The organism is Thiomicrospira aerophila AL3 (assembly GCF_000227665.2).
Lineage (GTDB): Bacteria > Pseudomonadota > Gammaproteobacteria > Thiomicrospirales > Thiomicrospiraceae > Thiomicrospira > Thiomicrospira aerophila.
This window is the reverse complement of the sequence record NZ_CP007030.1, coordinates 1,371,842-1,396,945: the sequence shown is the minus strand read 5'-3', so window position 1 is coordinate 1,396,945 and position 25,104 is coordinate 1,371,842. Positions and strand designations below refer to the sequence as shown.

Below are 25,104 nucleotides of genomic sequence, written 5' to 3'. Positions count from 1 at the left end.
TTCCGCGGGCTTTTTTGTGGCTTGAAAATAATGTTTTACCACTCACATTTTAGGCGTTTTACTTTATGTAACTTGGCATCAGCTGTAATCAATGTGCCATTGTTTGCAAGTGTGGTCGCTGCAACTAATCGGTCAGCCGTATCACCATGCACAAAATCGTCGAGTTGCGCTAATTCAGCCACTTCTGCCGTAATGGGTAATACCCTTAAATTCATTGCATCGATTATCGTTTGGATATACTCGCTGGCTTTAATCGTCGTTGGTAGACACAAACGGTTTTTGTCTATTAGCATCGCCATTTCCCAAAGACTGATATCTGAACAGGCCAAAGTGCCTTTGGTAAGCCCTAGTCGAATAAGCTGATTGGCCTTATCTGTTAGTTTTTCAGGACTTGAGGCCCAAAAAATTAATACGTGTGTGTCACAGATTATCTTTATCGTGACTCCATGTTGCTAGATCACTTGTATTAACAACATCGTCCATAGTTATGTGCTTCTGCCAAGCAAGCAGTTTTTCTAAGGCCTTTTGTTGTTTAGCAACCTGTTCATCAGGAACTAATCGTGCAATCACTTTGCCACGATTAGCAATTTGAATTTCTTTGCCCTGTTGAACTTGTTTCAAGTACTGTGGCAAATGTTGACGAAATTCTGAAATGCTTACATTCATCTCGCATACCTTTACGTACATATTAATGTACAAACAATAACATCAATCAAACCCTTTATCTCCAAAAGTTAAAAGCTAAAAATTAAACAGAATTTAATAAAGAAGCCGTCACCTTAGTCACTGAGCAGGGATACAGTGTAGCTGAAGCCACGCAATCTTTAGGGGTTAGAACGAATTTGCTCTACAAGTGGAACGGCTTGAAAAAATGTGTTCCCAAGTACTAACCGACCATCCGCAAAATTTTGATAGGTCACACTTTGCGGTGTTAGCGTTGTCGGTTTTAACGAGTGTTGCTATACTGGTGTTACTAAAGTATTACCAAGGCTTCTAGAGGGAGTGACTATGAAGACGATTACGATTAAAGCATCTGATGAGTTTGCGCAAAATCTGGTTGATTTAGCGGGGCAGTTGCACCTGTCTAAAAGTGAGCTGATTCGTCAAGCGGTTGAGCGTTTCCGTCAGCAACAAGAGCAGACTTTGTTAAAGGCCAAAATGCAAGCGGCCGCGCAAAAAGTGCGGGCACAGACGCAGGAAGAACTAGACGACTGGGACGCAACAGTCAATGATGGATTAAAAGGCTTGTGATGATGGAGGCACCACAACTACTGCGCGGCGGTGTTTATCTCGCCAACTTAAATCCATCAAAAGGTAATGAGCCGGGAAAAGTGCGACCGGTATTGGTTTTGCAAAACAACTGGCTTAATGAACTCCCTCACCCAACCGTGATTGTATTACCCTTGAGTACCAGTTTGATAGACCATGCCGAGCCATTACGGTTTCGATTGCAATCGAGAGATCGGTTGCACAAAGCATCGGATGTACTCTGCGACCAGATCCGAGCCTTAGATATTTGCAGAATCACGTCTGATTGCTTAACGCTGTTAACACCCAATGAAATGCAGCGAATAGAGCACAATATAAAGCAAGTATTGGGTTTTTTGAACTGAGGGTGAAATTTGTCGGCAGGCGTTAGCAGGCCTGCTAACCATGACCTTACCGGACAAGCCCAGTAGCCCGAAACAAAAGTATCAAACCGTGCCAGTAGTAGCCGACAGCAAAGGAGAATAATGACGAAATCAACCGACCTACAAAACACAGTAGCTACAGAATTGGGTAACCTAATCAGCGGCATTGCGCGGATTGTTGAGCAAGCTGCAAAGTTGGCGGTGGGTTAGTTATTGTTAATTTGATTTTTTGCAATAATTTGGGTTGGTTTAGTTTGCCGTTTCGTTATGTCAAAAACAGCATCCCGATTGAGCATAGCCTGTCGTTTGAGGTGTGGCCGTTTAAAATGGATACAATAGTAGCTATTTATGGCCTTTAATCTATATAAAAGACACAACTGTATCCAATAGGTCGTTGCGGATGAATCTTACCTTACTTGATGATACCGATGTAAGCCAAGCTTATGCGGCTTATTTGCGTGGGTTACGCCAGCAAGCCAAACTGTCACGCGCGGCATTGGCAGAGCGAAGCTGCGTACCTGCGGCTACGATTAAGAAGTTTGAGCTGACTGGGAAAATTTCATTTCGCCAATTGTTGTTGCTTTGGCAGACCCTCGATTCGCTAGACAGACTCTATCAACTCACACAATCTAACATAGCGCGCACCACCATGCCCTTTAGCATTGATGAGGTGCTAAAAGATGCCTTTTAAACCCATGTAAGGGATAACCATGAAGCTCGGTCGTAACGATCCTTGCCACTGTGGCAGCGGTAAAAAATTTAAACGTTGTTGTATGAACAGCGTATCCAAGCAACATGCCCAAGTTATGGATGAGGTAGAAGCCATGCTGGCCATGAGTCCAAATTTGAGTATTGATGAACTTAATTTCGCTTTGCAACACCAAATGAAAGATCGAAATAATCAACCACAATCTGATTTTTGTGGCGTGACGCCAACACAAATGGCTAACTGGCTTTATGCGCCTTTTGATGAATTACAGTGGGTGACAATCAGCACACCAGATGAGCTTGGTGCCAGCCCTGTGATGCGTTATCTCGGCCTTATTCTTGATGAAGCGATGACGCAAGACGGGTCGTTTAAAGCCACAACTAAAGGCAATTTACCGGCAAAGTTGGTTAAACAGGCGAGTGAGTTATTATCTGAATTTTCAGTTGCTCAATTTGAAGATGACATCAGTATCAGTGAGTTTGCAGGCAGTAACGAAGATAAATTTAATGCCTTGCACTACACGAGGGTGTTAGCAGAAATTAGCGGCATTATTTATCAACGTAGTGGTCGCTACCATATAAAAAAGGCCGCGCAAAAACAGTATCAAAAATCAGGTTTACAGGCATTTTTTAAACCTATGTTAGAAGCCGCTGTTAGTCAATATAACTGGGGCTACTTCGATGGTTTTGAATACGATATCGACCTGCGACTCATTTGGGTTTTTATGTTGTGGCGCATTCAGAGCCACAAGAGTGTAGATCAGTTGACTGAAGAAGTAATGACGGCTTTTCCCGATTTATTAACGAAATTCCCTACGGATGGTTACTTCTCGCCAGAAGAGTGTTTAAGCCTGCTTATCGAATCACGGTTTATGGTACGATTTTTACAGTTTTGGGGGTTTGTGATCATTGACCCAAGGCGTTATAAAGATGCTGAACCGGTTGCCAGGGTGGTTCAGCTACAGCCGTTGTTAAAGCAAACTTTTCAATTTAGCATTAACGCATAATCAGGGTATCCTATGCGCAGGATGAGTTAGGTTTGGATGGCTAATCAAGAGTACTTGCTTGGCTAGAGTTATGATTTTTAGCTCTCGGTAGTCATGCCGTAATAATAAAAAGTGAACACTATGCAAATTTGGGTGGATGCAGACGCCTGTCCGGCGGTCATTAAAGAAATCATATTTAAAGCAGCGAAGCGCACTGAAACCTCGGTGACTTTAGTTGCCAATCATGCGATGGCTATCGCAGGTAGCCCCTATATTCGTTTGATTCAAGTGCCTAAAGGCTTTGATGTGGCCGACAATCATATTGTGCAAGCACTGTCTGCCGGCGATTTGGTGATTACGGCGGATATTCCCTTGGCGGCCGAGGTGATTGCCAAAGGCGGTTTGGCGTTGAATCCGCGCGGTGAACTCTACACAGAAAGCAATATTAAGGCGCGTTTAACTATGCGTGATTTTATGGAGAACCTGCGCTCAAGCGGGATTCAAACCGGTGGGCCAGCGAGCTTTAATCAAGCTGACCGGCAAGCCTTTGCGAATCAGCTTGATCGCTGGTTACAGCAAAAGTCACGTCAAACGCCGCGCTAAACCACTGTGGCGCTCTATCGCGTTGCTGACGCATTGCTTCACGACGCTGTCACTGGCGACCAGTGTCACTTGGCTTTTGGCGCGGGTGATGGCGGTGTAGAGCAGTTCTTTGGTTACTAAGGATTCGGTTTGGCTGTTGAGCTGGTTGCCCAGTGCAATCATTACGTGGGCAAATTCCGAGCCTTGGCTTTTGTGAATCGTCATCGCAAACGCGGTTTGATGGCTGGGTAAGCGACTCGGCACAAATGCTCGCAGCTGGTCGGCGAGCAGAAAATACACTTTCAATTGGTCGCTGTTCGGCGCGTGAATATTCGGCAAACACAAGCCGATGTCGCCGTTGTATAAGCCGGTGCTCGGGTCGTTTTTGTCAATCATTACCGGACGTCCGGCGTACCATTGCGTGGTCACCAGGCCTGGTTGCGCAAGCTGATTAAACGCACTTAAACCAAATTCGCCTTCACGCGTCGCGCTGAGAATTTTAAATTGGTTAAAGGTTTGAAACAGCGCGAGAATGTCTTGTTCGGTTTGAACTTGGGTGACCTGATCAAAATAGGCGCGGTAATGGCGTTGAATAAAGCCGCTCAGCTCGCTGGCTTTTTGCACGTTTTTTAACCCAATGACCGCTTGGCTGTCGGCTTTTTCGGCTTCTTTGCACAGTATCAATACTTTTTCTGCGTCCTGTTGATTGACCGCGTGTGCCAGTTTTTTGATCTGTTCGTTAAAGCGGTAGGTGGTTTGCAGTTCGACCCGATTATCGGCTAAGGCGCGGTAACAGTCGGACAGCACCGCACCGGATTCGACCGAGGTGAGTTGATCTTTATCGCCGAGCAGAATGAGTTTGGCATTCGGTTTAAGGGCATTGACCAATTTACTCATCAGCGCCAAATCAATCATCGAGGCTTCATCGACCACCAGCACATCGTGACTGAGTGGGTTTTCGGCATGATGTTTAAATTCTGGCGTCAGCGGTCGTGCGCCCAGCAGACGATGCAGGGTACTAACTTGGTGCGGAATCTTGTCTAGCAGGTCGGCTGGAAACAAATCGGTCAGTTGCGCTTTGCTATTGGCAATCGATTCTTGCAGTCGCATCGCCGCTTTGCCGGTCGGCGCGGCCAGCGCAAAAGTGGCGTGCGGGTGCTGTTGCATGAGTAGGGCGAGAATTTTGACCACGGTAGTGGTTTTGCCGGTGCCAGGGCCGCCGGTAATCAGCGCGAGTTGTTTGGTCAGTGCCAATTCAGCGGCTTGTTGCTGCAACGGGTCGTTAAACAGCGCGTGGAGACTTTGCGCGTCTAAGCCAAGCGGCTCGGTGGGGGCGGCTTTGCGTTTTAGTTGTTGTGCCAGTTGGGTTTCGTATTGATGGTAGCGGCTGAAATAGAGCAAATCGTCATCCAGCACCCAAGCTTCGCTCGGATTGTTGCGAATGATGGTTTGTTGGTCAGCATCGAGTTGAATGCAACTGTGACCTTCACTGAGCGCGCGCGACAGCTGTTTAATGATTTGCGCCAGCTCGGGGTTGTTCGGCGCAAAAAACGCCGCTAACCGATGATCTAAAAACGAGGTGGGTTGTTGAAGAGTCATGATGCATCTCCCTGTAATGGCGCGTGTTGTGGGCTTAAGCACGCTTCTAAGCGTTCAAGGTCGGCCAGTTTTGGGCGATAGTGATATACGCCGGTGTCGGCGTTTTCACCGTTCATGCCGCGCACAAAACCATACACCACGCCGGCAAAGTGGCGTTCGTAATCGTAGTCGGGCAGGCGATGGCTTAAATACTGATGCAGCGCTAAACAATAGAGCATAAATTGCAAGCCGTAACTGTGATGCTGCATTTCTGCAAACAGCCGATCTGAGGTGTAGTCGTTCGGGTCGGAACCGAGGTAGTTGGTTTTGTAATCGAGCAGATAAAATTGTCCCTGATGCTCGAACACCAAATCGATAAAACCGTTCAGATAGCCGGCCAGTTGTTGCGCTTTGATCGGTAAAAACGGCACATCGTTGGGCATGGCCTGATTCAGTTGCAAGGTCGAGCTGGGCGCGAGCGCATAGTAAAACGCCATTTCTTTCAGCACCTTGTTGCTGGGCAGTTGCGATAGCGTTAAATCGGGTTGATCGCTGCGCAGCGGCGTGGTGACGATGCGTTGCATTAAGTTATCTAGCGCAAGTTGTTGGTTAGGATTGAGTTTAAGCCCGTATTTTTGGCACAGCGCTTGACGAAATTCGGGATCAACGCCTTGCGCCAGTTGCGCAAAATTCTGCTGTTCCAATAGGTCATGCACCAGATTACCAAAGTCCGCTCCGCGTGCGATATCGCGTTCTTTATCGAACGCATCGATCGCCGTCGCTTCCTGAGGCTGCAGGTTTTCTTGTGCCTTATCGGTCGGGGTTTCGTTAACGGCTTCCAGTTGTGCAGAAGGCGTGCTGGCGGCACTGTGACCGGCTTTGACTAAACCGGTAAAGCTAAACAGTCGATAACGCGTATCGACCGAAGTGCGTTGCATTAAGCAGGCCTGGTAATCGCGTGGTGCACTTGGCGGTTGATAGACCTGCGGCTGTGCATGTAGCGCGAGTTCGCGGCGGGTAAACAGGCTGTCATGGCGTTCAGCGCGCGATGGCTGTTGTTGCAAATACCCCAGTGGCGAAAGGTCAAAGCCTTTTAGGTTTTCACCGGTCACCACTGTGTTGCGGGTTTTGGCGCGGGTCAGTGCGACATAGGCCAGACGCAAGTCTTCGGCTTGTTGTTCTTGATAGGCTTGATAATGGTGTTGCGTAAATTGCTCGGAACCCAAATCCAATAGCCATTCTCCATTTTGATACACGCGTACCGGGTCTTTCGGGTTTTTTTCCGGGTCTTTGGCTTGCCATAAATCCGGACAGAATACATAGTCGTATTCTAAGCCTTTGGCGGCGTGAACGGTGACGATTTGCAAGGCTTCGTCATCGCGGTCAAGGCGCACAATTGTGGCATCGGAACCATCCGGCTCGGTGAGCTGATGCGCCAAAAAACCAAGGGTTTTGGCGGGGGTCAGATGGCGCTGATGGATTTCAGTTTGCAGGATTTCCGCCAGCTGTTGGATATTAGCAATGCGCCGTTCTGCATCATTAAATTTCGTTAAATGTTCAAACACCTGTTGCTGTTCCAGTAGTGCATAGAGTGCAGCGATAAACGAGGTTTTGTGCCAAAGTTGATTGAGCTGTTGCATCAGCTCAAACCAGTGTTCAAGGGCATCGCTGTGCAGAATCCTATACACCTGTTCGCTGTTTAAACCAAACCAATCCAGTGCCAATAACGGCTTAATCAGGCGGCTGTCGTTGGGCTGTAACATCGCGGCCATCACCCGATAAAGTTGTTCGGCTTGTGCGGTTTGATAAATGGATTGGCGACTTTTAATCACCGCCGGAATGCCGAGTTTGGCGAGCGCTTGACGATAGGCGTCAGCACGATGATTGGCGCGCACCAAAATCGCGATTTGTTTTGGTTGCACGCCGTGATGTTGCAACATGTCGCTGATTTCAGCGAGTAGATTTTGTTGAATGAGTGGCTCGGCGTACTTATTTTCCCAGGGTTTGCCATCGTCTTTATCGGGAAGGGTAAGCCAATGCCACGCCGGTTGCGCGGAAAGTTGTGGGTCAGAATTGACGCCAGCGTTGACCGGTTGAAAATGCAGTGCGTCAAATCGAAACGGGTTGTCCACGTTAAACACCTGATTCACAGCTTGTACTAAATTTGGTTGGGAGCGCCAATTGGTGTCCAGGGTGTAATGCGCTTGGCATTGGCTTGCGGCGGCAAAATAGGCGTGAATATCGGCGCCACGGAATTTGTAAATCGCTTGTTTGGGGTCGCCGATTAAAAACAAATACGCGGGTTCGGTTTGCGGGTTTTGAAGGGTCTGTGTGCTTTGATTAAACAGCGCGGAAAAAATGCCCCATTGCCATTGGTCGGTATCTTGGAATTCGTCAATCAGCGCTGCTTGATAGCCGCTACGCACCCTTTTGATTAGCGTGCTCGCTTGCGGTTGTTGCAAAGCCTGATACAAGCGTTGAATGAGATCGTCAAAACTCATGAGGTTTTGCGCTTGCAGTTTGACGCTGAGTTGCTGATGAAAGTGCGCGGCAAACGCCGATTGCAAAGCGATTTTGAGTTGCTGATGTAATTGCGTTTGGTTGGTGAGCAGGGTATCGCCGGGATGAATCTGGGCAACGAATTCAGCCGCGGCGGGTTTACCTTGTTTGTTAAAGGGCGTACCTTTCGCCAAATAATCAAGCAGCGTGAGCGGGTCGTGGGTGAAATTAGCTTGATGCCCAGCCAGCGCGCCTAAACTGCGCGCATTAATCCAGTTTTGTGCTTGTGCCTCGGCGATAAAGGCGTCGATTTTCGGTTGCGTTTGCGTAAGCCAATCTTGCCAGGCCTGCTGGTGCGCGAGCAGTTCGGGCATCAGTGTATCCAGATCGTCAAGGCTGGGCGTAATACGCAAGCCCGGTTGTTTAATCTGCTTTACGAGTTGATGTAAGTGTTTCGGTGAAGGTAACGCCGCTAAGATCAACGCCACCTGCTCTTTAGAACGCTCGTAAACGGTTTGGCGCCAAAAATCGGCGACCAATTCATCGTAAAGGCCAGTCATATCGGTGGTGAGGGTTTGCCCAAACGCCTGTTCGCTTTCCAGCGGGTATTCGGTGAGGATTTTTTGACAAAATCCATGAATAGTCGAAATGCTGGCTTGGTCGATGTTCGCTAAGGCTTGCACCAAACGCGCTTGGGCGTCGGCGTGTGGCACTTGGGATGCCAATTGAGTCAGCCAGTCATTGAGCAGTTTGTCTTCACTGGTTGCGCCGTTCAGCGCATTTTTCGCTTCCACCAAGCGCTGGCGCACGCGTTCGCGCAGCTCTTGGGTGGCGGCATCGGTAAAGGTCACAATCAAAATCTGTTCAATCGGCAGCGCTTTTTCCACTACCAAGCGCAACACCAAAAACGCAATCGAGAAGGTTTTGCCGGTGCCGGCACTGGCTTCAATCAGGCACGATCCGGGGATTAGCGGATGGTTTAGAACATGAAACGGCGCAAGGGTGGGTGATCTATTAGTCATTTGCAGACGTCTCCTTGTCGTTCAGCGCTTGCCAGATCGGCGTGATGAGTTGTTCGGTGAGGGTTAAAAATGCGTCGCTGTAGAGTTCATCGACCATGATGCCTTGGTACAGCAAGGCGATTTCCGCTTTGGGTGGACGGCTGGTGTTGCTAGCCCAATCTTTGGTGCCTTCCACTTTGTCGCAGATCGCTTTAAGCGCATCGCGTTCAGCGTTTTCTGGTTTCTTGGCACTGACGTATGCCCAGGCCGCTTCCAGAATGAGTGCCGAGGGTTCGGTTAAGTTGTGTTGGTAGGTTTGTAACCAGTTGTTCAACTGCGCCATGCGTTCGGTTTGGTCGAGCGGCGCAAACTCATAGGCTTGTGGCTTATTGTCTTTGTCCAAACCAATTAACCAAGTCGGTTGATCGCCGGTTAGGTGCCATAACCAGGCCTGCAGGTAATCCTTCGGTTTAAGTTTGCTGTAGCGATAATGCAACTGACCATTGGCGTGATGGTGACGCCAGCCGTTTAGGCGTCCGGCGGTCAAATCGAGTTCTAACCAGTCGGCCGGTTGCGCCTCGCCGATTTGCGTTAGCGTATTTTCAATCAATGCAGCGATGGCCTGCAAACCGCGAAGTTGTTCGTCGAGTTTTATGTCACCAAACTGACCGGATAACCATTCGCCGGAGTGTTGCAGGCGTTCGATAAGCGCGTTGAGTTGCGCATCGCCTTTGAGTTTGGCGGCCAGTAAGCGTTGATTGAGATGATAGTTTTCTAAACCATCGAGCGCAAAGGGTTCGCTGGCGCTTTGTTGTTGGGCCACTTCATCAAAGCGTATGCCGATGACGTTTTGCATAAAATACAACGGCGGGTCACCGGCAAAGCGCACCAGTTCCTCGATAAGCAGGCCTGCTGAGCCGGATTCATCCGAGTTTTGAGCGTCAATCGCGCCTTGCCACCAGCGTGGGGCGTGTTTAAAGCGTTGACTGAGCGCAAACGCCTGCGCAATCCGCGCAGCGCGCGGTTGGTAGGTTCGCAAAGCCTTGGGCAATGACTCTGAAGTAAAATAGGTTTGCGAAAAGCCGTTTAGCGGTTGTTTGAGCGGGGTAAGCGCCAGCACATCGCGTAATTCACTCACCACCACCGACGGCGGTAAATCGTCATTGGTTTTTATCGATTGTCCGACGTAACTCAAATACAAGGTTTGACGGGCAGATAAAATCGCGTCGAGAAATTGATAGCGGTCGTCGCGGCGTGCAGAACGGTCGCCCTGACGAAATTGTCCCGCCAAGCCCATTAAGTCAAAACTTGGATGGCGGTCGATTTTGGGGAAATCACCGTCATTCAAGCCTAAAATCGCAATCATCTTGAACGGAATCGAGCGCATCGGCAGCATCGAGCAGAAGGTCAGTTGTCCGGCTAAAAAGCCTTGTGAGGTTTTGTGTTCACCCGCCGCCAAATCCAGCCAGCGTACAATCACACTGAGCGGATAGCTTTCGTTGCTCGGCATCTGCGCCAAGCGTTGCAGCATGTCACGCAAGGGCATGAGTTGTTGGTAGGCATTGTCTTGCAGGGTTTTGTCGATTAGATTGAGTAACAATGCTGACCAGGCCTGCAAACTTAACGGTTTACTAGTACGCTCGGCATAGTCAAACAACACTTCGCGCACAAACGCATCCAAGCCGCCGAGTGCTTGCGCGGCGGAACCTTCGATTTCCAAACCGGTACCTTGTTTAACAAAACCCCACATCATTTGGTTTAAGCCAGCGTGCCAAGTGTTTTGTTCCAAAGCCGGCAATTGCAGTTGTTGGCGATGCGCGCTATCGCGTCCCCAGCGGATATGGGTTTGTTCGACCCAACGGCGAATATAGGCGAGGCTGTCGGCGTCCAAATCAAAGTTGGGGTACACCGCTTCGCGCTCTAAAATATCCAACACCGCGTGCCATTCAAATCGGCTTGATAATAGGTTCAGCAGGTTAATTAAGGTATCGAGCAGTTCGTTTGACGAGCGCAAACTGCGGTCGGCAATGGCGTAGCGAAACGTGGGTTGTGATGACGAAGCGCTATCAAACACCGCTGAGATAAAGGGTTCGTACACCGAAATGTCAGGCGCCATCACCAAAATATCGCGCAGTTCTAAGCTTGGATCTTGGTCGAGTTGCTTTAAGAGCGCGTCTTTAAGCACTTCGAGTTCGCGCATCGGGCTGTGGCAACTGACCAGTTGAATCGAGTTGTCTTGCACCGCGATTTTATCGGTGTGTTGACCTTCAAGCAGACTGTTTTGCAATTGCACCAGTGCCGAGCGCGGGGTTGAATCGTCGCACGCATCATCGCTTGCATCGCCAAAAGGTTCAAAACTGTCAAACTCCCAGTCGAGTTCGCCGCGCTCCAAAATCATCTGTTGAAACTCACGCCCTTGTTGCCCGAGCAGCGATAACAGCGGATGACTGATGTCGCCAATCTGTTCCAGTTGTTCGGCTTGCAGCCGTTCGATGCGCATTTGTTTGCCGGAGCGAATGTCGCCCCAATAATGTTGACACGGCTGCATTAAATACAAATGCACCTGAGTATGCCGCGCCAGTGCGTGCAGAAAATCCAATAACAGCGGTGGCATGGTGGTTAAACCAAAGACCGAAATCCGTTCCGGCAGGGCAAAGGCGCTGTTGTTGGGTTCGGTATTTTTTAGGCGCTCAATCACTCGTAACCAGGCCTGGCCACGGTGCGGTTGTTCGGTGTCAATGATTAAATCCAACCACAAACGCCGTTGCCAGATTTCTGCCGGATGGGTTGTGAAGGTTTGGCCGGCTTGCCAGCGATCCAATAAATCCAAGCGCATCAGTTCATATTGGTCATACACCTGCGCCAGTTGTTGCGCCAAACCAAAGCGTTTAATCGCCAACTGCTCGCCTTGTAAATAGGTTTGTAACGGCGCCAAATCGGCATGGCTGAGATCACGTAAGCGCGCGTCAAGACGCCACATTAGCTGTTCGCGCTCAAAAAAATCACTTGCAAGTGTGGGATCAATCGCTTGCGCAATTTGATTGTAAAACTTGCCCGGAAACAGAAAATCTACGTTCGCGCAAACGCCGAACGCATCCGCCAGCCGTTGCGATAACCAACGCTCCATGCCTTGCGATTGAATTAAAAACACGTCGCGGGCAAACGGGCTGGATAAGGGTTGCATTTCTAACACCTTATTCAGATGTGCCAGCAGATTTTCAGTTTTATTCGAGGTGTGGAGGGTAAACATCTTCAGCCTTGATAATTTTTATTTTTTTGTAAGAAGTATTACTTTAAACTTAATACCTATAAAGTGTGCTTAGTGTAAAAACTTAAGACTATCAATTGACCGATAGTTGGTTGAGTTTTGAGCATCCTACTAAACTCTTAGAGTGTAACCAGGCTGATGAATAATACCAAGCGAGCAAAAATTTTAATTGTTGATGATGAGCCCGCAATGCTTAGCATCTTAGCAAAAACATTGAATAAACGTTTTGAGCTTTATGTGGCTGGTTCGGCTAAAGATGCGCTTGAGCTTATTGAGTCGTTAAAACCAGAATTAATTTTGCTAGATGTCATGATGCCTGACATGGATGGATTAACTTTACTCAAAACCATTAGAGAATTAGAGTGGGGGCAGGTAATGGCTATTGTGCTTGTAACGGCTGATAACAGTGAAGCCACTCATGTAAAAGGTTTAGAGTATGGTGCTGATGATTTCATTACCAAACCATTCAGCCTAAGATTATTAGAGTTGCGGATTGATAATTTGTTGGCAAGAAATACGTTTCAACTTCAATTACAACAGGCTTTAACCTTTTTAGAGGAAGCCGAGTCGGTCGCAAATTTAGGTCATTGGGTTTTAGATTGTTCATCAGCTGAATTGGAGTTATCAGCGCAAGCAGCAAGAATGCTTGGATTAGAAGGTAGTCTTAATATTGATGTTGAGCGTTTTGAGCGTCTAATTCACGCTGATGATCTTAAAATCTTTAAATTGTTTTGGGAAAATATTGCTGAAGGTAAAGAGTTATTAGAGCTTGAGCATCGATTAGTTGTTAACCAAGCGGTTAGGTGGGTAAGGCAGCGAGTTAAACCTAAATCGAATATACGCCATGGTAAGGTTGTGGGCTCTATGTTAGATATCTCAGAACAAAAAGTTGCTGAGCTTAAACTGGATAGATTGGCTTATTATGATGGTTTAACGGGTTTGCCTAATCGCATTTATTTTGCTGAATATTTAGAAAAATCTATGCGTGATATCGCTGATAAAGATGTACGTCTTGCGCTATTATTTTTTGATTTAGATGGGTTTAAAGAAGTTAATGATAGTCTTGGTCATGAGGCAGGTGATTTTTTATTAAATCAATTAGCGCTGCGATTAAGTACTCAAATTGAAAGTGAGGATATTTTTGCACGATACGGCGGTGATGAATTTGTGATTTTGAAGCATGTCTTATCAAACCAAAAGATAGATCTGACGTTTATTGCAAAACTATTAGAGTCTGTTGCTAAACCTATTTATTTCAATGGACATCCTTTGGCTGTAACGGCCAGCATTGGCGTCGCTTATTATGCTAAATCCGATACTATTGATGGGCAAACCTTAGTTAAGCAAGCTGATCAAGCTATGTATAAAGCAAAGAGAAGTGGTAAAAACAAGATGTTTGAAGCATTAGAGTGTGTAAATAATTAGTTAGCTGGAAAAATCTTGGAAAAATGGGGTGATCGACGGGGATCGAACCCGCGACAACAGGAATCACAATCCTGGGCTCTACCAACTGAGCTACGACCACCATATTATAAGGCGTTGATTGGTGCGCCCAGCAGGACTCGAACCTGCAACCCTCGCCTTAGAAGGGCGATGCTCTATCCAGTTGAGCTATGGGCGCTCATTCGAACCTGGGCTGTTTATTAGAAAGACTCTACTAAACGAAATATGGTCGGAGTGGAGGGATTCGAACCCCCGACCCTCTGTACCCAAAACAGATGCGCTAGCCAGGCTGCGCCACACTCCGAGAACACATCTTAGGGCTAAGGTTTAAAACCTTTTTGGTATCAGCCAAAAGATGCGCGTATTGTATAGACCGCTTTTAATACTGTCAACTAGCCACCATGCTTTTTTTGCATTCATTTTGTAATATTTCGGTTATTATAATTTGCAGATTAAATAGAAGGAGTTTTTTAAGCTATGTCCGCAAACATTTTAGATGGTAAAGCGATTGCCGCCGAGGTGCGCGCAGAAATCAAAGCCCAGGTTACTGAGCGTTTAGAGCAAGATCAATTGCCACCAGGCCTGGCAGTGATTTTAGTGGGTGAAAACCCTGCTTCTCAGGTGTATGTACGTAACAAAAAAAATGCCTGTAAAGAAGTCGGTTTTGCCGACTTTGCGTATGACCTACCTGCTAGCACCACCCAAGTGGATTTGTTAGCCTTGATTGACGAGCTTAATGAAAACCCTGAAGTGCATGGCATTTTAGTGCAACTGCCGCTTCCTGATCATATTAACCCTGAGACAGTGATTGAGCGTATTAGTCCAGCTAAAGATGTTGATGGTTTCCATCCTTATAATGTAGGTCGCTTAGCGACACGGATGCCAAAACTCGCCCCTTGTACACCTCATGGTGTAATGACAATGTTGGCAAAAACCGGTATCGAATTGCGCGGCTTAAATGCGGTGGTCGTGGGAGCATCCAATATTGTTGGTGTACCTATGGTGCTTGAATTATTAAATGCGCGCGCTACAGTCACTATTTGTCATAGCGCCACCAAAGATTTGCCCGCTAAGGTTGCGGAAGCTGACTTGGTCGTCGTGGGGGTAGGTATTCCTAACATGGTAAAAGGTGATTGGATTAAGCCAGGGGCGATTGTGATTGATGTAGGTATTAACCGTTTAGACGATGGTAGTTTATGCGGTGATGTCGAATTTGAATCAGCAAAAGCGCGCGCCAGTTGGATTACACCTGTACCAGGCGGCGTGGGTCCGATGACAATCGCTACTTTGTTACAAAATACCTTGGCCGTTGCACAGGCGTCATAGTTTTGCAGGTTAACGTTACCAATTAATCTCGGTTTTGGTTTCTTTTGACAATTGTGCTAAATAAGCCTGATGGGCGGCCAGTTCATCATCACTGGGATAAATGACTTTAAGTTGGTCAATTATATCCGCACGCGCAGTGGCCACTTGCTGTGTTAGCGAATGGCTATGCGCTTCGTGTTGATTTTTTAGGCTTAAACTCACCTGGCCGCCGGTCATGGCTAAATACACATCCGCCAAGATTTCGGCATCGAGTAATGCGCCATGCAGGGTGCGGTTACTATTATCAACCATCAAGCGTTTGCAAAGTGCGTCTAGCGATGCACGTTGGCCGGGATACATCCGCCGCGCCATTTTAAGCGTATCGGTAATTTTGCAATGGTCTTCGATTTTGCCCCAGCTATTGGGTTGCAGTAGATTTAGCTCATGATTGATAAAGCCGACATCAAAAGGGGCATTATGAATAATCAGCTCGGCACCTGCTACAAAGTCCATAAACTCGCTAACAATCGCCTTAAATAGCGGTTTGTCGGTTAAGAATTCATTCGTGATGCCATGCACATCAATTGCTTCTTGTTCTACTTCACGCTCAGGGTGAATGTATTGGTGGTAGTAGGCACCGGTAATCCGGCGATCAATGACTTCCACCGCGCCAATTTCAATAATACGATGGCCTTTTTTGGGGTCTATGCCGGTGGTTTCGGTATCAAGGATAATCTGGCGCATGGTCTATTCCAAATCGAGTAAAATAACGTTAATTTTAGCATGCTGAAAATTTTATGTAGAACACAAAGGAATGTTTATGCGAATTAAAAATGGTGCAAAGGTCACATTTCACTACGAATTACGTGATGAAAAAGGGGAATTACTAGACTCAACGTTTGATGTTGAACCTGTGGTTTATATACATGGTGAAGAAGAGATTATTGAAGGTTTAGAAACCTTTATGGATGGCGAAGAACCTGGATTTGTCGGCAAAACAACGATTGAGCCCGAGCAAGCTTACGGTCAAGGTCGTGATGACTTGATTGTGGTGGCAGGCCCGGAGAACTTTGATGATACCGTTGAGCTGGTTGAGGGTAGCGTAGTTCAAACGGAAGATCCAGATGGTGAAATCGTTAACTTTAGAATTACGAAGGTGTCTGGCGATAAGGTCTTTTTAGACGGTAATCATCCGTTAGCCGGCAAACGCTTAAATTATAAGGTCGAAGTCGTTTCAGTTGAATAAGTTGAATAGGAGGCAGGATGTTTCAGATTCAAGATATTGATCCTAAGGTCTATCGTACTAACACGCGTAATGCGACCATTCGGATTATGGCGTTATTTATTCTAGTCGGTTTTAGTACCTCCTATGGGTTTTATAGTCTGTTTGATAATCCACACAATCCGCTAACGATTCAAATTATGGGCGCGTTAATGGGTTTGGTGTTAGTGTTTTGGATCACCGCGAAATTTTTTAAAGATAAGCCGTGGATGGCGGAGGCGATGTATGGCTGGAAACTCAAACGCAGCCTAATGCACATCACCAATGCCATGCGCCAACTGCAAGAAAAGGTTGCTGCCGGCGATGTCGAAGCGATGAAACTATTGCGTTTTTATCACCTAGGTGTGACCCAGATGTACACGCTCGAACAAAACACCAGTGGCTTGATTGATCTGAAAGCGGAAAAAGAACAGTTGGAAGCGCAAATGCTCGAATTGGGTTTGGATATCGAACAAACCACCTTTGATCTTGCCAAACTGAAAGCCGTGGTTGGTGAACCAAAAGACATCACCAATTAACCTCAAACACTTGAAGCAACCGCTGACTACTCGTTCAGCGGTTAATGCTGCTTCCTCTAGATTGACATAAATTTAAGCCTAACACTGACGATTGAATGAACGAATGGATTAAGGTTTAATGTTGTACAATATATTGTCATTAATCAAGCGGGGTTGATAATCATGCAAGCTGTTACCTATTCTTGGGCGCGCAACCATTTAGCGGAAAGTATTAACCAGGTGTGTGATAACCATGAAGCGATGGTGATCACCAAAAAAAATGATCGTGCAGCCGTTTTGATGTCACTTGAGGACTATCAAGCGCTAGAAGAAACCGCTTACTTGCTGCGTAGCCCGAAAAATGCCAAGCGTTTAATGGATTCGATCCATGAGCTTGAAAGTGGACAGAGTCAAGCGCGGGCATTGGTTGAATGCGATTAATATTTTCAGAGCATGCTTGGTCTGATTATCTTTATTGGCAAACGCAAGACAAAAAGACCCTCAAGAAAATCAATGATCTGATCCATGAAATTCAACGAACGCCTTTTGAAGGGCGAGGTAAACCAGAAACGCTTAAACATGCATTAAGCAGTTATTGGTCGCGCCGTATTAACCAAGAGCACCGCATTGTTTACAAGCTGGTGGAGAATGATCTTCTCATTGCTCAACTTCGCTATCATTACTAAATTTAAAATACTCATGTCCTCATTTCCTAAAAATCCAGCTGAACTTTTCCCGTTGATAACACAAGCGCAAAGTCGTGATCAGTTTCGATTAAAACGTGATTTAAAGCGGTTAAATCTGAGCGCTGACACCGAGCAAGACAAGCAGGCCTGGTTGCGTTGGTGTGAAAGATTGCAGCAATCGTTGGATAAGGTACAAGCACGCAAAGCCTTGGTGCCGACCATCCATTATGATGCCGCTTTACCGGTAGTGGGGCGGCGTGATGAGTTATTGGATTTGATTAAAAACCATCAAGTGGTGGTGATTGCCGGGGAAACCGGTTCGGGCAAAACCACCCAGCTTCCGAAGCTGTGTTTAGAAGCCGGACGCGGTGTGATGGGGCGAATTGGTTGTACGCAACCGCGACGTTTGGCGGCGCGCAGTGTGGCGGAACGTCTGGCAGAAGAACTCGGTTCGAGCTTGGGTGAGTTGGTCGGTTATCAAGTGCGTTTTCATGATCAGGTACACGAAACCAGTTTAATCAAAGTGATGACCGACGGGATTTTATTAGCGGAAATCCAAAACGACCGTTTTCTCAGTCAATACGATACGATTATTATCGACGAGGCGCACGAGCGCAGTGTCAATATTGATTTTCTGCTTGGCATACTTAAACAGCTGCTGCCCAAACGCCCGGATTTAAAGGTGATTATCACCTCGGCGACCATTGATACCGCACGCTTTGCCGAGCATTTCAAGCAACCCGGTCGGGCAGTGCCGATTGTCGAGGTGTCTGGGCGCACCTATCCGGTAGAAGTGCGCTATCGCCCGCTGGGTCAGGTCGAAATGGACGACGGCACGGTGATTGAGCAGGATTTAACCGATGGCATTATCGAGGCGTTGGACGAATTGGCGACGCATGATCCGTTTGGCGATGTGCTGGTGTTTCAAATCGGCGAGCGCGATATCAAAGAAACCGCCGAGGCACTACGCAAACAGAATTTAAAAAACACCGAAGTCATTCCGCTTTATGCCCGTTTGTCGATGAGCGAGCAAAACAAGGTGTTCCAAACCTCCAACAAGCGCCGAATTATTCTGTCCACCAACGTCGCCGAAACCTCCCTGACAGTGCCGGGCATTCGTTATGTAATTGATCCTGGCCTGGTGCGCATCAGCCGTTATAGTGTGCGTTCAAAAGTCCAGCGACTGCCGGTTGAAAAAATCTCGCAAGCCTCGGCCAATCAGCGTAAAGGGCGGTGTGGACGGGTCGCGGACGGTATTTGTATTCGCTTGTATTCCGAAGAAGATTTTAACGCGCGTCCTGAATTTACCGACCCGGAAATTCACCGCACCTCGTTATCGTCGGTGTTATTGAATATGGCGCAGCTTAAACTCGGCAAGGTGCAAAACTTTCCGTTTATTGAACCGCCGGAAGAAAAAGCCGTCAATGACGGTTATCGCCAACTGATTGAAATTGGCGCGCTGGATGACAAAAAACAACTGACCGACGCCGGGCGTGATTTGGCGCGCTTACCGCTCGAACCACGCATTGCCAAAATGGTATTAGAAGCGGAAAAAAACAATGTGCTGGCCGAGGTGTTGATTATTGCCGCCGCCATCAGTATTCAAGACCCGCGAGACATTAACGAACAAACCATGCAGGCGGCGCGTACTAAGCACAAACAATGGGAAGACCCGCGCTCAGACTTTTTGTTTTTCCTCAATTTGTGGCGGTTTTATGAATACCAAGCGCGCCACCTCAGTCAAAATAAACTGCGCAAACTCTGTAAAACCAATTACCTGTCGTATTTACGTTTGCGCGAATGGCATGATTTATTTCACCAGCTTAAAGTCAGCTTAAAGTCGATTGGTTTAAAAGTTGGTGAACTGCATTTGTATGAAGAAGTCACTGAAAATGGCCAAACCCTTGAACGGCTGAGTGATTTGCATAGCATCAATCTGCATCGATCGCTACTAGCAGGCCTGCTTGGGCAGATTATGATGCGTGATGACGCGCAGGGCTATCTGGGTGCACGCGGTACCAAGCTGTTTATTCATCCCAGCTCGGTGTTGTTTAAACGCAAACCCAAATGGTTGATGTCGGCTGAAATGGTCGAAACCAGCAAGCTTTACGCGCGTACCAATGCCGAAATTGATGTGCGCTGGGTCGAAGATTGTGCGCCGCATCTTATAAAACGCAGTTATGCGGACCCGCATTGGCAGAAAAAAACCGGTCAGGTTGGTGCCTATGAGTCGGTTACCTTGTATGGTCTGCCGATTGTGAGCCGTCGCGTATGTAACTACGGGCCTATTAACCCAAAAGACGCGCGTGGCATTTTTATTCGGGCCTTGGCACAACAAGAGGTCAATACGCGTGCCGCCTTTTACCAGCATAATCTCAAGCTGATTGAAAACATTGAGCGTTATGAAAGCAAACTGCGTCGGCCAGACTTGTTAGTCGAAGAACAGGTGCTGCAAGACTTTTATGCCGCGCGGATTCCGGAGCCTATTTATAACCAACCGGCGTTAGAAAGCTGGTTGAAAAAAGCCGATAAAAAGCAGCAAGAAGCGCTAAAGCTGACCGAATCCGATTTATTAAAACAGGATTTAGACCGTCAGTACGAGCGCGATTTTCCAGATCAAATTCAACTCAGCCAGCGCATCCCCTTGCAATTGGATTACCGTTTTGAGCCAGGCAAGCAACAAGACGGTGTGGTATTTAAAATTCCGTTAGCCGGTCTGAACCTGGTGAATGAAAGCCAGTTTGAATGGCTTACGCCCGGATTTATTAAGGAAAAAATCACCTGCTATATCAAAGCCTTGCCAAAACAACTTCGCAAACAGTTTGTGCCCGCGCCAGCGGTGGCCGAGCGGGTAGCGCAGCAGATCAGTGCCGAGCAGGGCGAGTTTACGCCGCAACTGATTCAAGCACTTAATCGCAGCGCACAGCACAAAATTGGTCTTGATGACTTTCATGCGGTCAGCTTGCCCGCTCATCTGCTGCCTTGGTATCAACTGCTGGATGACAAAGGCAAGTTGATTGCCGAAAGTGCCGACCTGGCTGAGCTCAAACGACGTTATCATCATCTGGTTGAAGCGAAAATTCAGCAAAGTGGCGGCGAGAAAAAACAGGCGGTCACCGAATGGAATTTTGGTGACCTTAAAGACCATGAAACCATCAAATCTCACGGCAAGCAATTACAAGCCTATCCAGGCCTGGTGATAGAGCAGGGTCAGGTGTTTTTAACCCGCAGTGGCGACGAACGCCAGGCCACAAAACACCATGGTTATGCGGTCTGGGCTTTGTTAAAAATGCAACTGCACGACAAGGTGAAATACCTGCAAAAACATCTTAATCTCAAGCAGGCCTGCTTGTGTTTTGCGCCCTATGGTTCCTGCGCCCATTTAACCGAGCAGATTATTGATAAATCCCTGCGCCGTCTTGTGCCCGAACCGCAAGCCATACGTCAACACGCGCAGTTTGTAGCTGCTTTGGCTACCCTGAAAGCCGACTGGGTGGCCGATGCGCAAACCTTAGCAGGCCTGGTGACGGAGATTTTAACCGGCCATCAACAACTGGCCAAACAAGTGAAAGGCAAGGTGAATCCGCGTTGGTTGGCTTCGATGGACGATATTAAAAGTCAGTTGGATGGTTTGGTGAATCTGAATTTTGTGCTGGAAACCCCGGATACATGGCTCAAACAAATGCCGCGTTATTTAAAAGCCTTGCAATTGCGCCTAGAAAAACTGGATTTAGACCCGCAAAAAGATCAACACACCCAACGCCAAATGCTGGGTTTACTTGCCGATTATGACGCCTTGGCACAGCGTTATGGCGCACATCCGCCGTCAGAGTTAATCGAGTTGCGTTGGATGCTGGAAGAGTTGCGCATTTCATTGTTTTCACAACCGATGAAAACCATCCAAACCGTGTCGATAAATCGGTTGCAAAAGGCTTTAGCGAAGTTGTAATCCATCTTAATCAGCTGTTCATCTTAGGTTAATCTTTCTCAACAGGCTGATTCAAACTCCTCTCTTACTATAGAACTCGAACAGCTGCAGAGCTCATCAAACATATGACTCGAAGCACTCAGCCCGTAAAGGGGTATAGCCAAGAATGGAGATGAACAAGATGAAAAGACGTACATTACTTAGTTTGGGATTCGTTACTGTGATGGCATCCGGTGCCGCGCTCGCCGCACCAGTTCAAAACAACAATATCACAGAAGACGAGGTGCGTGCCGCGCAACAAGCCTGGGGTGCAGCATTGATTCAAATTAGTCAAGATTATGCTAAAGGCGGCCAAGCCAAAGCACAAGCAACGGCTGAAGCGGTGCTTAATCAAGCTTACGGCTATAAGATGGGGCCGGTATTATTTAAGCCGACTCTAGCAACCGGTGATACTACTTTTAGAACCACGCATGAAGGCGCTTTGGCCTATTTTGTGGGGAATAACCCCAACTATGGCGATGATGGTTTTGCGCTAAAAGGTTGGCAGGGATATGAGTTTAATAATGCTGCGGTTTATATTAACGGCGACCTGGCATTAACGATGGGCCATGTCACGCTCACCAATAAAGCGGGAGAAACCACCACCGTTGATAAAACCTGGGGCTTTAAAAAAGATGATGAGGGGCAGTTACGTATTGTGCTACATCATTCATCCTTACCCTTTGTTGCCAACTAGTTGATTCACAAAAATCATAATTAGTTAAACGATGTCATAGGAGGTTAATCCCCTATGACATAACCCAATCCTCGTCGTGTCTTAATGAGTTTTTCATCAAATCCATCATCAATTTTTCGTCGTAATCGTGCCATATATACATCAACAATATTGGTCATGGGGTCTTCCAGAACACCCCAAACATGACTAAGAATCCGCTCTCGACTTAATACGCGACCTTGATTGCGCATCAGCATTTCAAGAATACGTAATTCTTTTGCGGTCATCTCAATGGCTTGTTCTTGTCGCCGCACCTCTTGTTTTGCAAGGTTAAGCTGCAAATCCTTTAGCTTAAGTACCACATCTTGTTCACGCTGCCCGGTGCGCTGTGCAAGTGACTCAATACGAGCTAGAAGCTCTTCAAAATGAAAGGGTTTACCCAAATAATCGTCGGCGCCTGTGCGTAAGCCAAGAATGCGATCATCGACCTCAGCTAAAGCCGATAGCATTAAAATTTTGCAGGGCAGATTCATATTGCGAATATCACGACACACCTGCAATCCATCACCATCTTCGAGCAGTCGATCAAGAATGACTACATCAGGTTCGCTAGAGCGGATTAAAGGCATGGCTGCGTCGATGCGGCTGATTCGTTCAATATTATAGCCTTCGGCCAATAAGCCCCTGACTAAAAAGTCGGCGAGGCGCTGGTCATCTTCGATAAGAAGTAGTTTCATTACTCGTCGCTCCTCAACTCAAAGAGGGGTAAATCTATCATGGCTTGAGTGCCTTGCGGCTGATTTTGCGCAAAATGCAGCACGCCGTCCTGAGCTTCAACCAAAGCTTTGGCTATGGGTAAGCCTAAACCTAAGCCTTCGGGTCGCATTTTTTTAGCCTGTTCACCACGATGATAGCGGGTAAAGAGTGCTCTAGTATCAGTAAAGTCTAAGCCAATACCCTGGTCAGCTAGGATAATTCGTATTTGTTCATCCTTAATGTTCATGGTCAGCCTAATCTGTAAAGGCGGATACTGGTAGTGCAGGGCGTTTTCAAGCAGTACGCCTAGCACTAAATGCATTTTTTCCAAGTCGATGTAAACCTGTTGATTATCAGTTAGTGCAATAGTGTCAAGCTGCAATTCAAAGCCAAGTCGCGCTTGGTAATCTCGACATTGTTTTACTAAGGCGTGATAAAAATCACCTAATAACACGGGTGTTAAGTTAACCGAAACCAATGCGTGCTGACCACGGCTTACCATAATCAGGTCATCAATACGCAGTGATAAGGTTTGGCAGGATTCAATAATCCGCGTCAGGGTTTGTTGGTGCTGTGCCGAGGGTGAATGTCGTAATGCCAGTTCTGCTTCGCCTAAAATAATTGTAGTGGGGGTGCGTAGTTCGTGAGTAAGTTCGGCTAAAAACCCCTGCTGTCGTTGTTCGGCATCATGTAATTGGGTCACCACATGTTGCAATTGGGCAGTGCGTTCGCGCACTTTGTCTTCGGTATTTTCTTGTAATTGCAGTTGGGTTTTGATGGCCTGATCTAAATGCGCGGCCATATCGTTGAAGCGGGCGGCTAAATCTTGAAATTCACGTGGGCCGCTAGTAGGAATGGGATCGGTTAGATGGCCCTGTGCAAAGCGGTCGGCACCTGCCGTTAGGTTTCGCATCGACTGATTAAAGCGGTGAATTAAGTGATAACTTAAAAAGAGCATTAAACTTAAACTCAGCGCGGTCACTGCTAAGAGTGCAAGGTAGATAAATTGACGCGTAGCCTCTGCGTCCGCTTCGGCTTTGGCCACGTGTGCTTTGTGTAGGTCAATAAGTTCGTTCACGACTTGTTGAATATCCGCGCCTTGAAACTTATCGAACAGGGCTAGTAGGGTTTGCCAGCGTGCTTCATCGGAATCGAGCGCCTGGACTTGACGAGTTTGCAAAGCCTGCTTTAGTGCATTGAGGTTTTGCTGTAACAGCAGACTGTTGTTTGCCACGGCTTGGCTAAATAGGATATCTTCTGTTCGCGCTGACTGTTCAAATAGGCGGTTTTGGCGAGCTAAATCAGCCAGCTGTTGATCCATTCTGGCAAATAAATTATCACGAATAGCCGTGTTGCTTTTCTCGGTAATGATAAAATCTGCAAGCCAAACTTTTAGTCGTTTGGCATCGGCCCGAAATTGCACGACCTCTGTTAGCATTTGCTGTGCAGACAAACTGCGTTCTTTATGATAAGTTAAGTTTTGAAATGACCAAAATGTCATTAAGGCTTGCAACAAGACTAATCCCAGTAGCAAACTTAACGATATAACTAAATGATGTCGAAACATAACAACACTACTCAAGCCCAAGCTAAAAACCCAAGTATACCTAACCCTTTATATTTCTTAGGAGAGACCTATGCGATTTAACAAATTATTTGCTGCATTGTTTGCAGTGACCATCACCGGCTCATCATTACTGATGGTTGGTTGTGGTTCAGAAAACGGTTCAGATGCGGCAAAAGCCGTTGATACCCGTGAAGTCAAAAAACCAGCTGAACCTTCAGTACCTAGTTTAGATAACAGAGTTGAAGGTGAGTTACCCGAAGCCTTTAGCGCACCGGCTGATAGTATGGCGATGCCAGACGCCTCATCACGTCCTCAACCACCGATGATGGCAGAAGAAGTACCTGAAAAAGTAGTTGAAGAAGCGACTGAGCAAGCCGAACCTATTTCAGCGACGGAACCTGTAACTCAAGTAGCAGCGGCACCCGCGGCGCCTGCTGCCAATGGCCAACAGCTTTACAGTACCTGTATGGGGTGTCATGGCATGACCGGCGGTGGCGGTGTCGGTCCCAAACTACAAGGCCAAAGCCGTGATGACATCATCACTAAAATGAACGCCTACCGCGCGGGCGAGCAAGTTGGACCGATGACCGCCATGATGGCGCCAATGGCCACTAATCTAAATGATGCTGAAATTGAAGCACTAGCAGATTACATCGTGACGTTCTAAGTCAT

The 25,104-nt window shown here is 47.2% G+C and carries 23 protein-coding genes, 3 tRNA genes and 1 pseudogene; 16 read left to right on the top strand and 11 right to left on the bottom strand.

The window, feature by feature from the left end; genetic code table 11:
• Window positions 1-35: 35 nt before the first annotated feature.
• Both THIAE_RS06815 and THIAE_RS06810 read right to left on the bottom strand, forming a co-directional pair.
• Window positions 36-407 (bottom strand): type II toxin-antitoxin system VapC family toxin, encoded by a 372-nt coding sequence (locus THIAE_RS06815; RefSeq protein ID WP_239232451.1) that lies wholly within the window; start codon window positions 405-407, stop codon window positions 36-38.
• Between the two features lie 13 nt (window positions 408-420).
• Entirely contained in the window at window positions 421-666 is a 246-nt protein-coding gene (locus THIAE_RS06810) for a type II toxin-antitoxin system Phd/YefM family antitoxin (protein WP_006461069.1), read from the bottom strand.
• Between the two features lie 101 nt (window positions 667-767).
• On the opposite strand from THIAE_RS06810, the pseudogene THIAE_RS11025 reads away from it, so the two are divergent.
• The 7 genes and pseudogenes from THIAE_RS11025 to THIAE_RS06785 form a co-directional block, all read left to right on the top strand.
• Window positions 768-890: pseudogene (locus tag THIAE_RS11025) on the top strand (transposase); the annotation flags it as partial.
• Window positions 891-1,008: 118 nt separating this feature from the next.
• Window positions 1,009-1,251 carry a ribbon-helix-helix protein, CopG family gene (locus tag THIAE_RS06805; protein WP_006461068.1) on the top strand — a complete coding sequence of 81 codons (243 nt, stop codon included), beginning with the start codon at window positions 1,009-1,011 and terminating at the stop codon, window positions 1,249-1,251.
• Window positions 1,251-1,613: a type II toxin-antitoxin system PemK/MazF family toxin gene (locus THIAE_RS06800; protein WP_006461067.1), complete on the top strand. Its 363-nt coding sequence runs from the start codon at window positions 1,251-1,253 to the stop codon at window positions 1,611-1,613. The genes THIAE_RS06805 and THIAE_RS06800 overlap by 1 nt, the downstream gene beginning before the upstream one ends.
• Before the next feature lie 7 nt (window positions 1,614-1,620).
• Window positions 1,621-1,734 carry a Fic family protein gene (locus THIAE_RS11020; RefSeq protein WP_407635187.1) on the top strand — a complete coding sequence of 38 codons (114 nt, stop codon included), beginning with the start codon at window positions 1,621-1,623 and terminating at the stop codon, window positions 1,732-1,734.
• 297 nt (window positions 1,735-2,031) lie between these two features.
• On the top strand, window positions 2,032-2,322 hold the full coding sequence (locus THIAE_RS06795) for a helix-turn-helix domain-containing protein (RefSeq protein WP_006461065.1): 291 nt from the start codon (window positions 2,032-2,034) through the stop codon (window positions 2,320-2,322).
• A 19-nt stretch (window positions 2,323-2,341) separates the two neighbouring features.
• Window positions 2,342-3,346 carry a YecA family protein gene (locus THIAE_RS06790; protein ID WP_006461064.1) on the top strand — a complete coding sequence of 335 codons (1,005 nt, stop codon included), beginning with the start codon at window positions 2,342-2,344 and terminating at the stop codon, window positions 3,344-3,346.
• 120 nt (window positions 3,347-3,466) lie between these two features.
• Window positions 3,467-3,928 carry a YaiI/YqxD family protein gene (locus THIAE_RS06785; RefSeq protein ID WP_006461063.1) on the top strand — a complete coding sequence of 154 codons (462 nt, stop codon included), beginning with the start codon at window positions 3,467-3,469 and terminating at the stop codon, window positions 3,926-3,928.
• On the opposite strand, the gene recD is transcribed toward THIAE_RS06785, so the two are convergent.
• The 3 genes from recD to recC are packed head-to-tail and all read right to left on the bottom strand — an operon-like array spanning window position 3,908 to window position 12,235.
• Complete coding sequence (gene recD / locus THIAE_RS06780; protein ID WP_006461062.1) at window positions 3,908-5,506, bottom strand: exodeoxyribonuclease V subunit alpha; 1,599 nt, start codon at window positions 5,504-5,506, stop codon at window positions 3,908-3,910. The two genes, THIAE_RS06785 and recD, sit on opposite strands and share 21 nt — an antisense overlap.
• Window positions 5,503-9,006: an exodeoxyribonuclease V subunit beta gene (gene recB, locus THIAE_RS06775; protein ID WP_006461061.1), complete on the bottom strand. Its 3,504-nt coding sequence runs from the start codon at window positions 9,004-9,006 to the stop codon at window positions 5,503-5,505. Before recB ends, recD begins: the two co-directional genes overlap by 4 nt.
• Window positions 8,999-12,235, bottom strand: coding sequence for an exodeoxyribonuclease V subunit gamma (gene recC, locus THIAE_RS06770; RefSeq protein WP_006461060.1), 3,237 nt, complete (start codon window positions 12,233-12,235; stop codon window positions 8,999-9,001). Before recC ends, recB begins: the two co-directional genes overlap by 8 nt.
• Before the next feature lie 156 nt (window positions 12,236-12,391).
• Between recC and THIAE_RS06765 the strand changes: the two genes are divergently transcribed.
• On the top strand, window positions 12,392-13,678 hold the full coding sequence (locus tag THIAE_RS06765) for a GGDEF domain-containing response regulator (protein WP_006461059.1): 1,287 nt from the start codon (window positions 12,392-12,394) through the stop codon (window positions 13,676-13,678).
• A gap of 24 nt (window positions 13,679-13,702) precedes the next feature.
• On the opposite strand, the gene THIAE_RS06760 is transcribed toward THIAE_RS06765, so the two are convergent.
• From THIAE_RS06760 to THIAE_RS06750, 3 genes are all read right to left on the bottom strand, one after another.
• Window positions 13,703-13,778, bottom strand: a tRNA-His gene (locus THIAE_RS06760).
• A 19-nt stretch (window positions 13,779-13,797) separates the two neighbouring features.
• A tRNA-Arg gene (locus tag THIAE_RS06755) sits at window positions 13,798-13,874 on the bottom strand.
• Window positions 13,875-13,922: 48 nt separating this feature from the next.
• A tRNA-Pro gene (locus THIAE_RS06750) sits at window positions 13,923-14,000 on the bottom strand.
• Between the two features lie 173 nt (window positions 14,001-14,173).
• Between THIAE_RS06750 and folD the strand changes: the two genes are divergently transcribed.
• On the top strand, window positions 14,174-15,022 hold the full coding sequence (gene folD, locus THIAE_RS06745; RefSeq protein ID WP_006461058.1) for a bifunctional methylenetetrahydrofolate dehydrogenase/methenyltetrahydrofolate cyclohydrolase FolD: 849 nt from the start codon (window positions 14,174-14,176) through the stop codon (window positions 15,020-15,022).
• A 15-nt stretch (window positions 15,023-15,037) separates the two neighbouring features.
• Here the strand turns inward: folD and dnaQ are convergent, their stop codons facing one another.
• A complete protein-coding gene (dnaQ, locus tag THIAE_RS06740) occupies window positions 15,038-15,745 on the bottom strand; it encodes a DNA polymerase III subunit epsilon (RefSeq protein ID WP_006461057.1) in 708 nt (235 codons plus the stop codon).
• Between the two features lie 76 nt (window positions 15,746-15,821).
• On the opposite strand from dnaQ, the gene THIAE_RS06735 reads away from it, so the two are divergent.
• The 6 genes from THIAE_RS06735 to THIAE_RS06710 all read left to right on the top strand — a co-directional run bounded on the left by THIAE_RS06735 (window position 15,822) and on the right by THIAE_RS06710 (window position 22,130).
• The gene (locus THIAE_RS06735; protein WP_006461056.1) at window positions 15,822-16,247 is read left to right on the top strand and encodes an FKBP-type peptidyl-prolyl cis-trans isomerase; all 426 of its coding nucleotides are present in this window, start codon (window positions 15,822-15,824) and stop codon (window positions 16,245-16,247) included.
• A gap of 17 nt (window positions 16,248-16,264) precedes the next feature.
• Window positions 16,265-16,801 carry a DUF3087 domain-containing protein gene (locus tag THIAE_RS06730; protein ID WP_006461055.1) on the top strand — a complete coding sequence of 179 codons (537 nt, stop codon included), beginning with the start codon at window positions 16,265-16,267 and terminating at the stop codon, window positions 16,799-16,801.
• Between the two features lie 162 nt (window positions 16,802-16,963).
• Complete coding sequence (locus tag THIAE_RS06725; protein ID WP_006461054.1) at window positions 16,964-17,221, top strand: type II toxin-antitoxin system Phd/YefM family antitoxin; 258 nt, start codon at window positions 16,964-16,966, stop codon at window positions 17,219-17,221.
• Window positions 17,212-17,466 carry a Txe/YoeB family addiction module toxin gene (locus tag THIAE_RS06720; protein ID WP_006461053.1) on the top strand — a complete coding sequence of 85 codons (255 nt, stop codon included), beginning with the start codon at window positions 17,212-17,214 and terminating at the stop codon, window positions 17,464-17,466. Before THIAE_RS06725 ends, THIAE_RS06720 begins: the two co-directional genes overlap by 10 nt.
• Before the next feature lie 13 nt (window positions 17,467-17,479).
• Window positions 17,480-21,415: an ATP-dependent RNA helicase HrpA gene (gene hrpA, locus THIAE_RS06715; protein ID WP_006461052.1), complete on the top strand. Its 3,936-nt coding sequence runs from the start codon at window positions 17,480-17,482 to the stop codon at window positions 21,413-21,415.
• A 160-nt stretch (window positions 21,416-21,575) separates the two neighbouring features.
• Window positions 21,576-22,130 (top strand): hypothetical protein, encoded by a 555-nt coding sequence (locus tag THIAE_RS06710; RefSeq protein ID WP_006461051.1) that lies wholly within the window; start codon window positions 21,576-21,578, stop codon window positions 22,128-22,130.
• 44 nt (window positions 22,131-22,174) lie between these two features.
• On the opposite strand, the gene THIAE_RS06705 is transcribed toward THIAE_RS06710, so the two are convergent.
• Complete coding sequence (locus THIAE_RS06705; protein WP_006461050.1) at window positions 22,175-22,846, bottom strand: response regulator transcription factor; 672 nt, start codon at window positions 22,844-22,846, stop codon at window positions 22,175-22,177.
• Window positions 22,846-24,432, bottom strand: coding sequence for a HAMP domain-containing sensor histidine kinase (locus THIAE_RS06700; protein ID WP_006461049.1), 1,587 nt, complete (start codon window positions 24,430-24,432; stop codon window positions 22,846-22,848). The genes THIAE_RS06705 and THIAE_RS06700 overlap by 1 nt, the downstream gene beginning before the upstream one ends.
• Before the next feature lie 70 nt (window positions 24,433-24,502).
• On the opposite strand from THIAE_RS06700, the gene THIAE_RS10915 reads away from it, so the two are divergent.
• Window positions 24,503-25,099, top strand: coding sequence for a c-type cytochrome (locus THIAE_RS10915; protein ID WP_006461048.1), 597 nt, complete (start codon window positions 24,503-24,505; stop codon window positions 25,097-25,099).
• Window positions 25,100-25,104: the final 5 nt, after the last annotated feature.

Bases quoted from the DNA above. Each gene is read 5' to 3' on its own strand.
- THIAE_RS06810 (WP_006461069.1), bottom strand. From the start codon at position 666: ATGAATGTAAGCATTTCAGAATTTCGTCAACATTTGCCACAGTACTTG.
- THIAE_RS06805 (WP_006461068.1), top strand. From the start codon at position 1,009: ATGAAGACGATTACGATTAAAGCATCTGATGAGTTTGCGCAAAATCTG.
- THIAE_RS06800 (WP_006461067.1), top strand. From the start codon at position 1,251: ATGATGGAGGCACCACAACTACTGCGCGGCGGTGTTTATCTCGCCAAC.
- THIAE_RS06795 (WP_006461065.1), top strand. From the start codon at position 2,032: ATGAATCTTACCTTACTTGATGATACCGATGTAAGCCAAGCTTATGCG.
- THIAE_RS06790 (WP_006461064.1), top strand. From the start codon at position 2,342: ATGAAGCTCGGTCGTAACGATCCTTGCCACTGTGGCAGCGGTAAAAAA.
- THIAE_RS06785 (WP_006461063.1), top strand. From the start codon at position 3,467: ATGCAAATTTGGGTGGATGCAGACGCCTGTCCGGCGGTCATTAAAGAA.
- recD (WP_006461062.1), bottom strand. From the start codon at position 5,506: ATGACTCTTCAACAACCCACCTCGTTTTTAGATCATCGGTTAGCGGCG.
- recB (WP_006461061.1), bottom strand. From the start codon at position 9,006: ATGACTAATAGATCACCCACCCTTGCGCCGTTTCATGTTCTAAACCAT.
- recC (WP_006461060.1), bottom strand. From the start codon at position 12,235: ATGTTTACCCTCCACACCTCGAATAAAACTGAAAATCTGCTGGCACAT.
- THIAE_RS06765 (WP_006461059.1), top strand. From the start codon at position 12,392: ATGAATAATACCAAGCGAGCAAAAATTTTAATTGTTGATGATGAGCCC.
- folD (WP_006461058.1), top strand. From the start codon at position 14,174: ATGTCCGCAAACATTTTAGATGGTAAAGCGATTGCCGCCGAGGTGCGC.
- dnaQ (WP_006461057.1), bottom strand. From the start codon at position 15,745: ATGCGCCAGATTATCCTTGATACCGAAACCACCGGCATAGACCCCAAA.
- THIAE_RS06735 (WP_006461056.1), top strand. From the start codon at position 15,822: ATGCGAATTAAAAATGGTGCAAAGGTCACATTTCACTACGAATTACGT.
- THIAE_RS06730 (WP_006461055.1), top strand. From the start codon at position 16,265: ATGTTTCAGATTCAAGATATTGATCCTAAGGTCTATCGTACTAACACG.
- THIAE_RS06725 (WP_006461054.1), top strand. From the start codon at position 16,964: ATGCAAGCTGTTACCTATTCTTGGGCGCGCAACCATTTAGCGGAAAGT.
- THIAE_RS06720 (WP_006461053.1), top strand. From the start codon at position 17,212: ATGCGATTAATATTTTCAGAGCATGCTTGGTCTGATTATCTTTATTGG.
- hrpA (WP_006461052.1), top strand. From the start codon at position 17,480: ATGTCCTCATTTCCTAAAAATCCAGCTGAACTTTTCCCGTTGATAACA.
- THIAE_RS06710 (WP_006461051.1), top strand. From the start codon at position 21,576: ATGAAAAGACGTACATTACTTAGTTTGGGATTCGTTACTGTGATGGCA.
- THIAE_RS06705 (WP_006461050.1), bottom strand. From the start codon at position 22,846: ATGAAACTACTTCTTATCGAAGATGACCAGCGCCTCGCCGACTTTTTA.
- THIAE_RS06700 (WP_006461049.1), bottom strand. From the start codon at position 24,432: ATGTTTCGACATCATTTAGTTATATCGTTAAGTTTGCTACTGGGATTA.
- THIAE_RS10915 (WP_006461048.1), top strand. From the start codon at position 24,503: ATGCGATTTAACAAATTATTTGCTGCATTGTTTGCAGTGACCATCACC.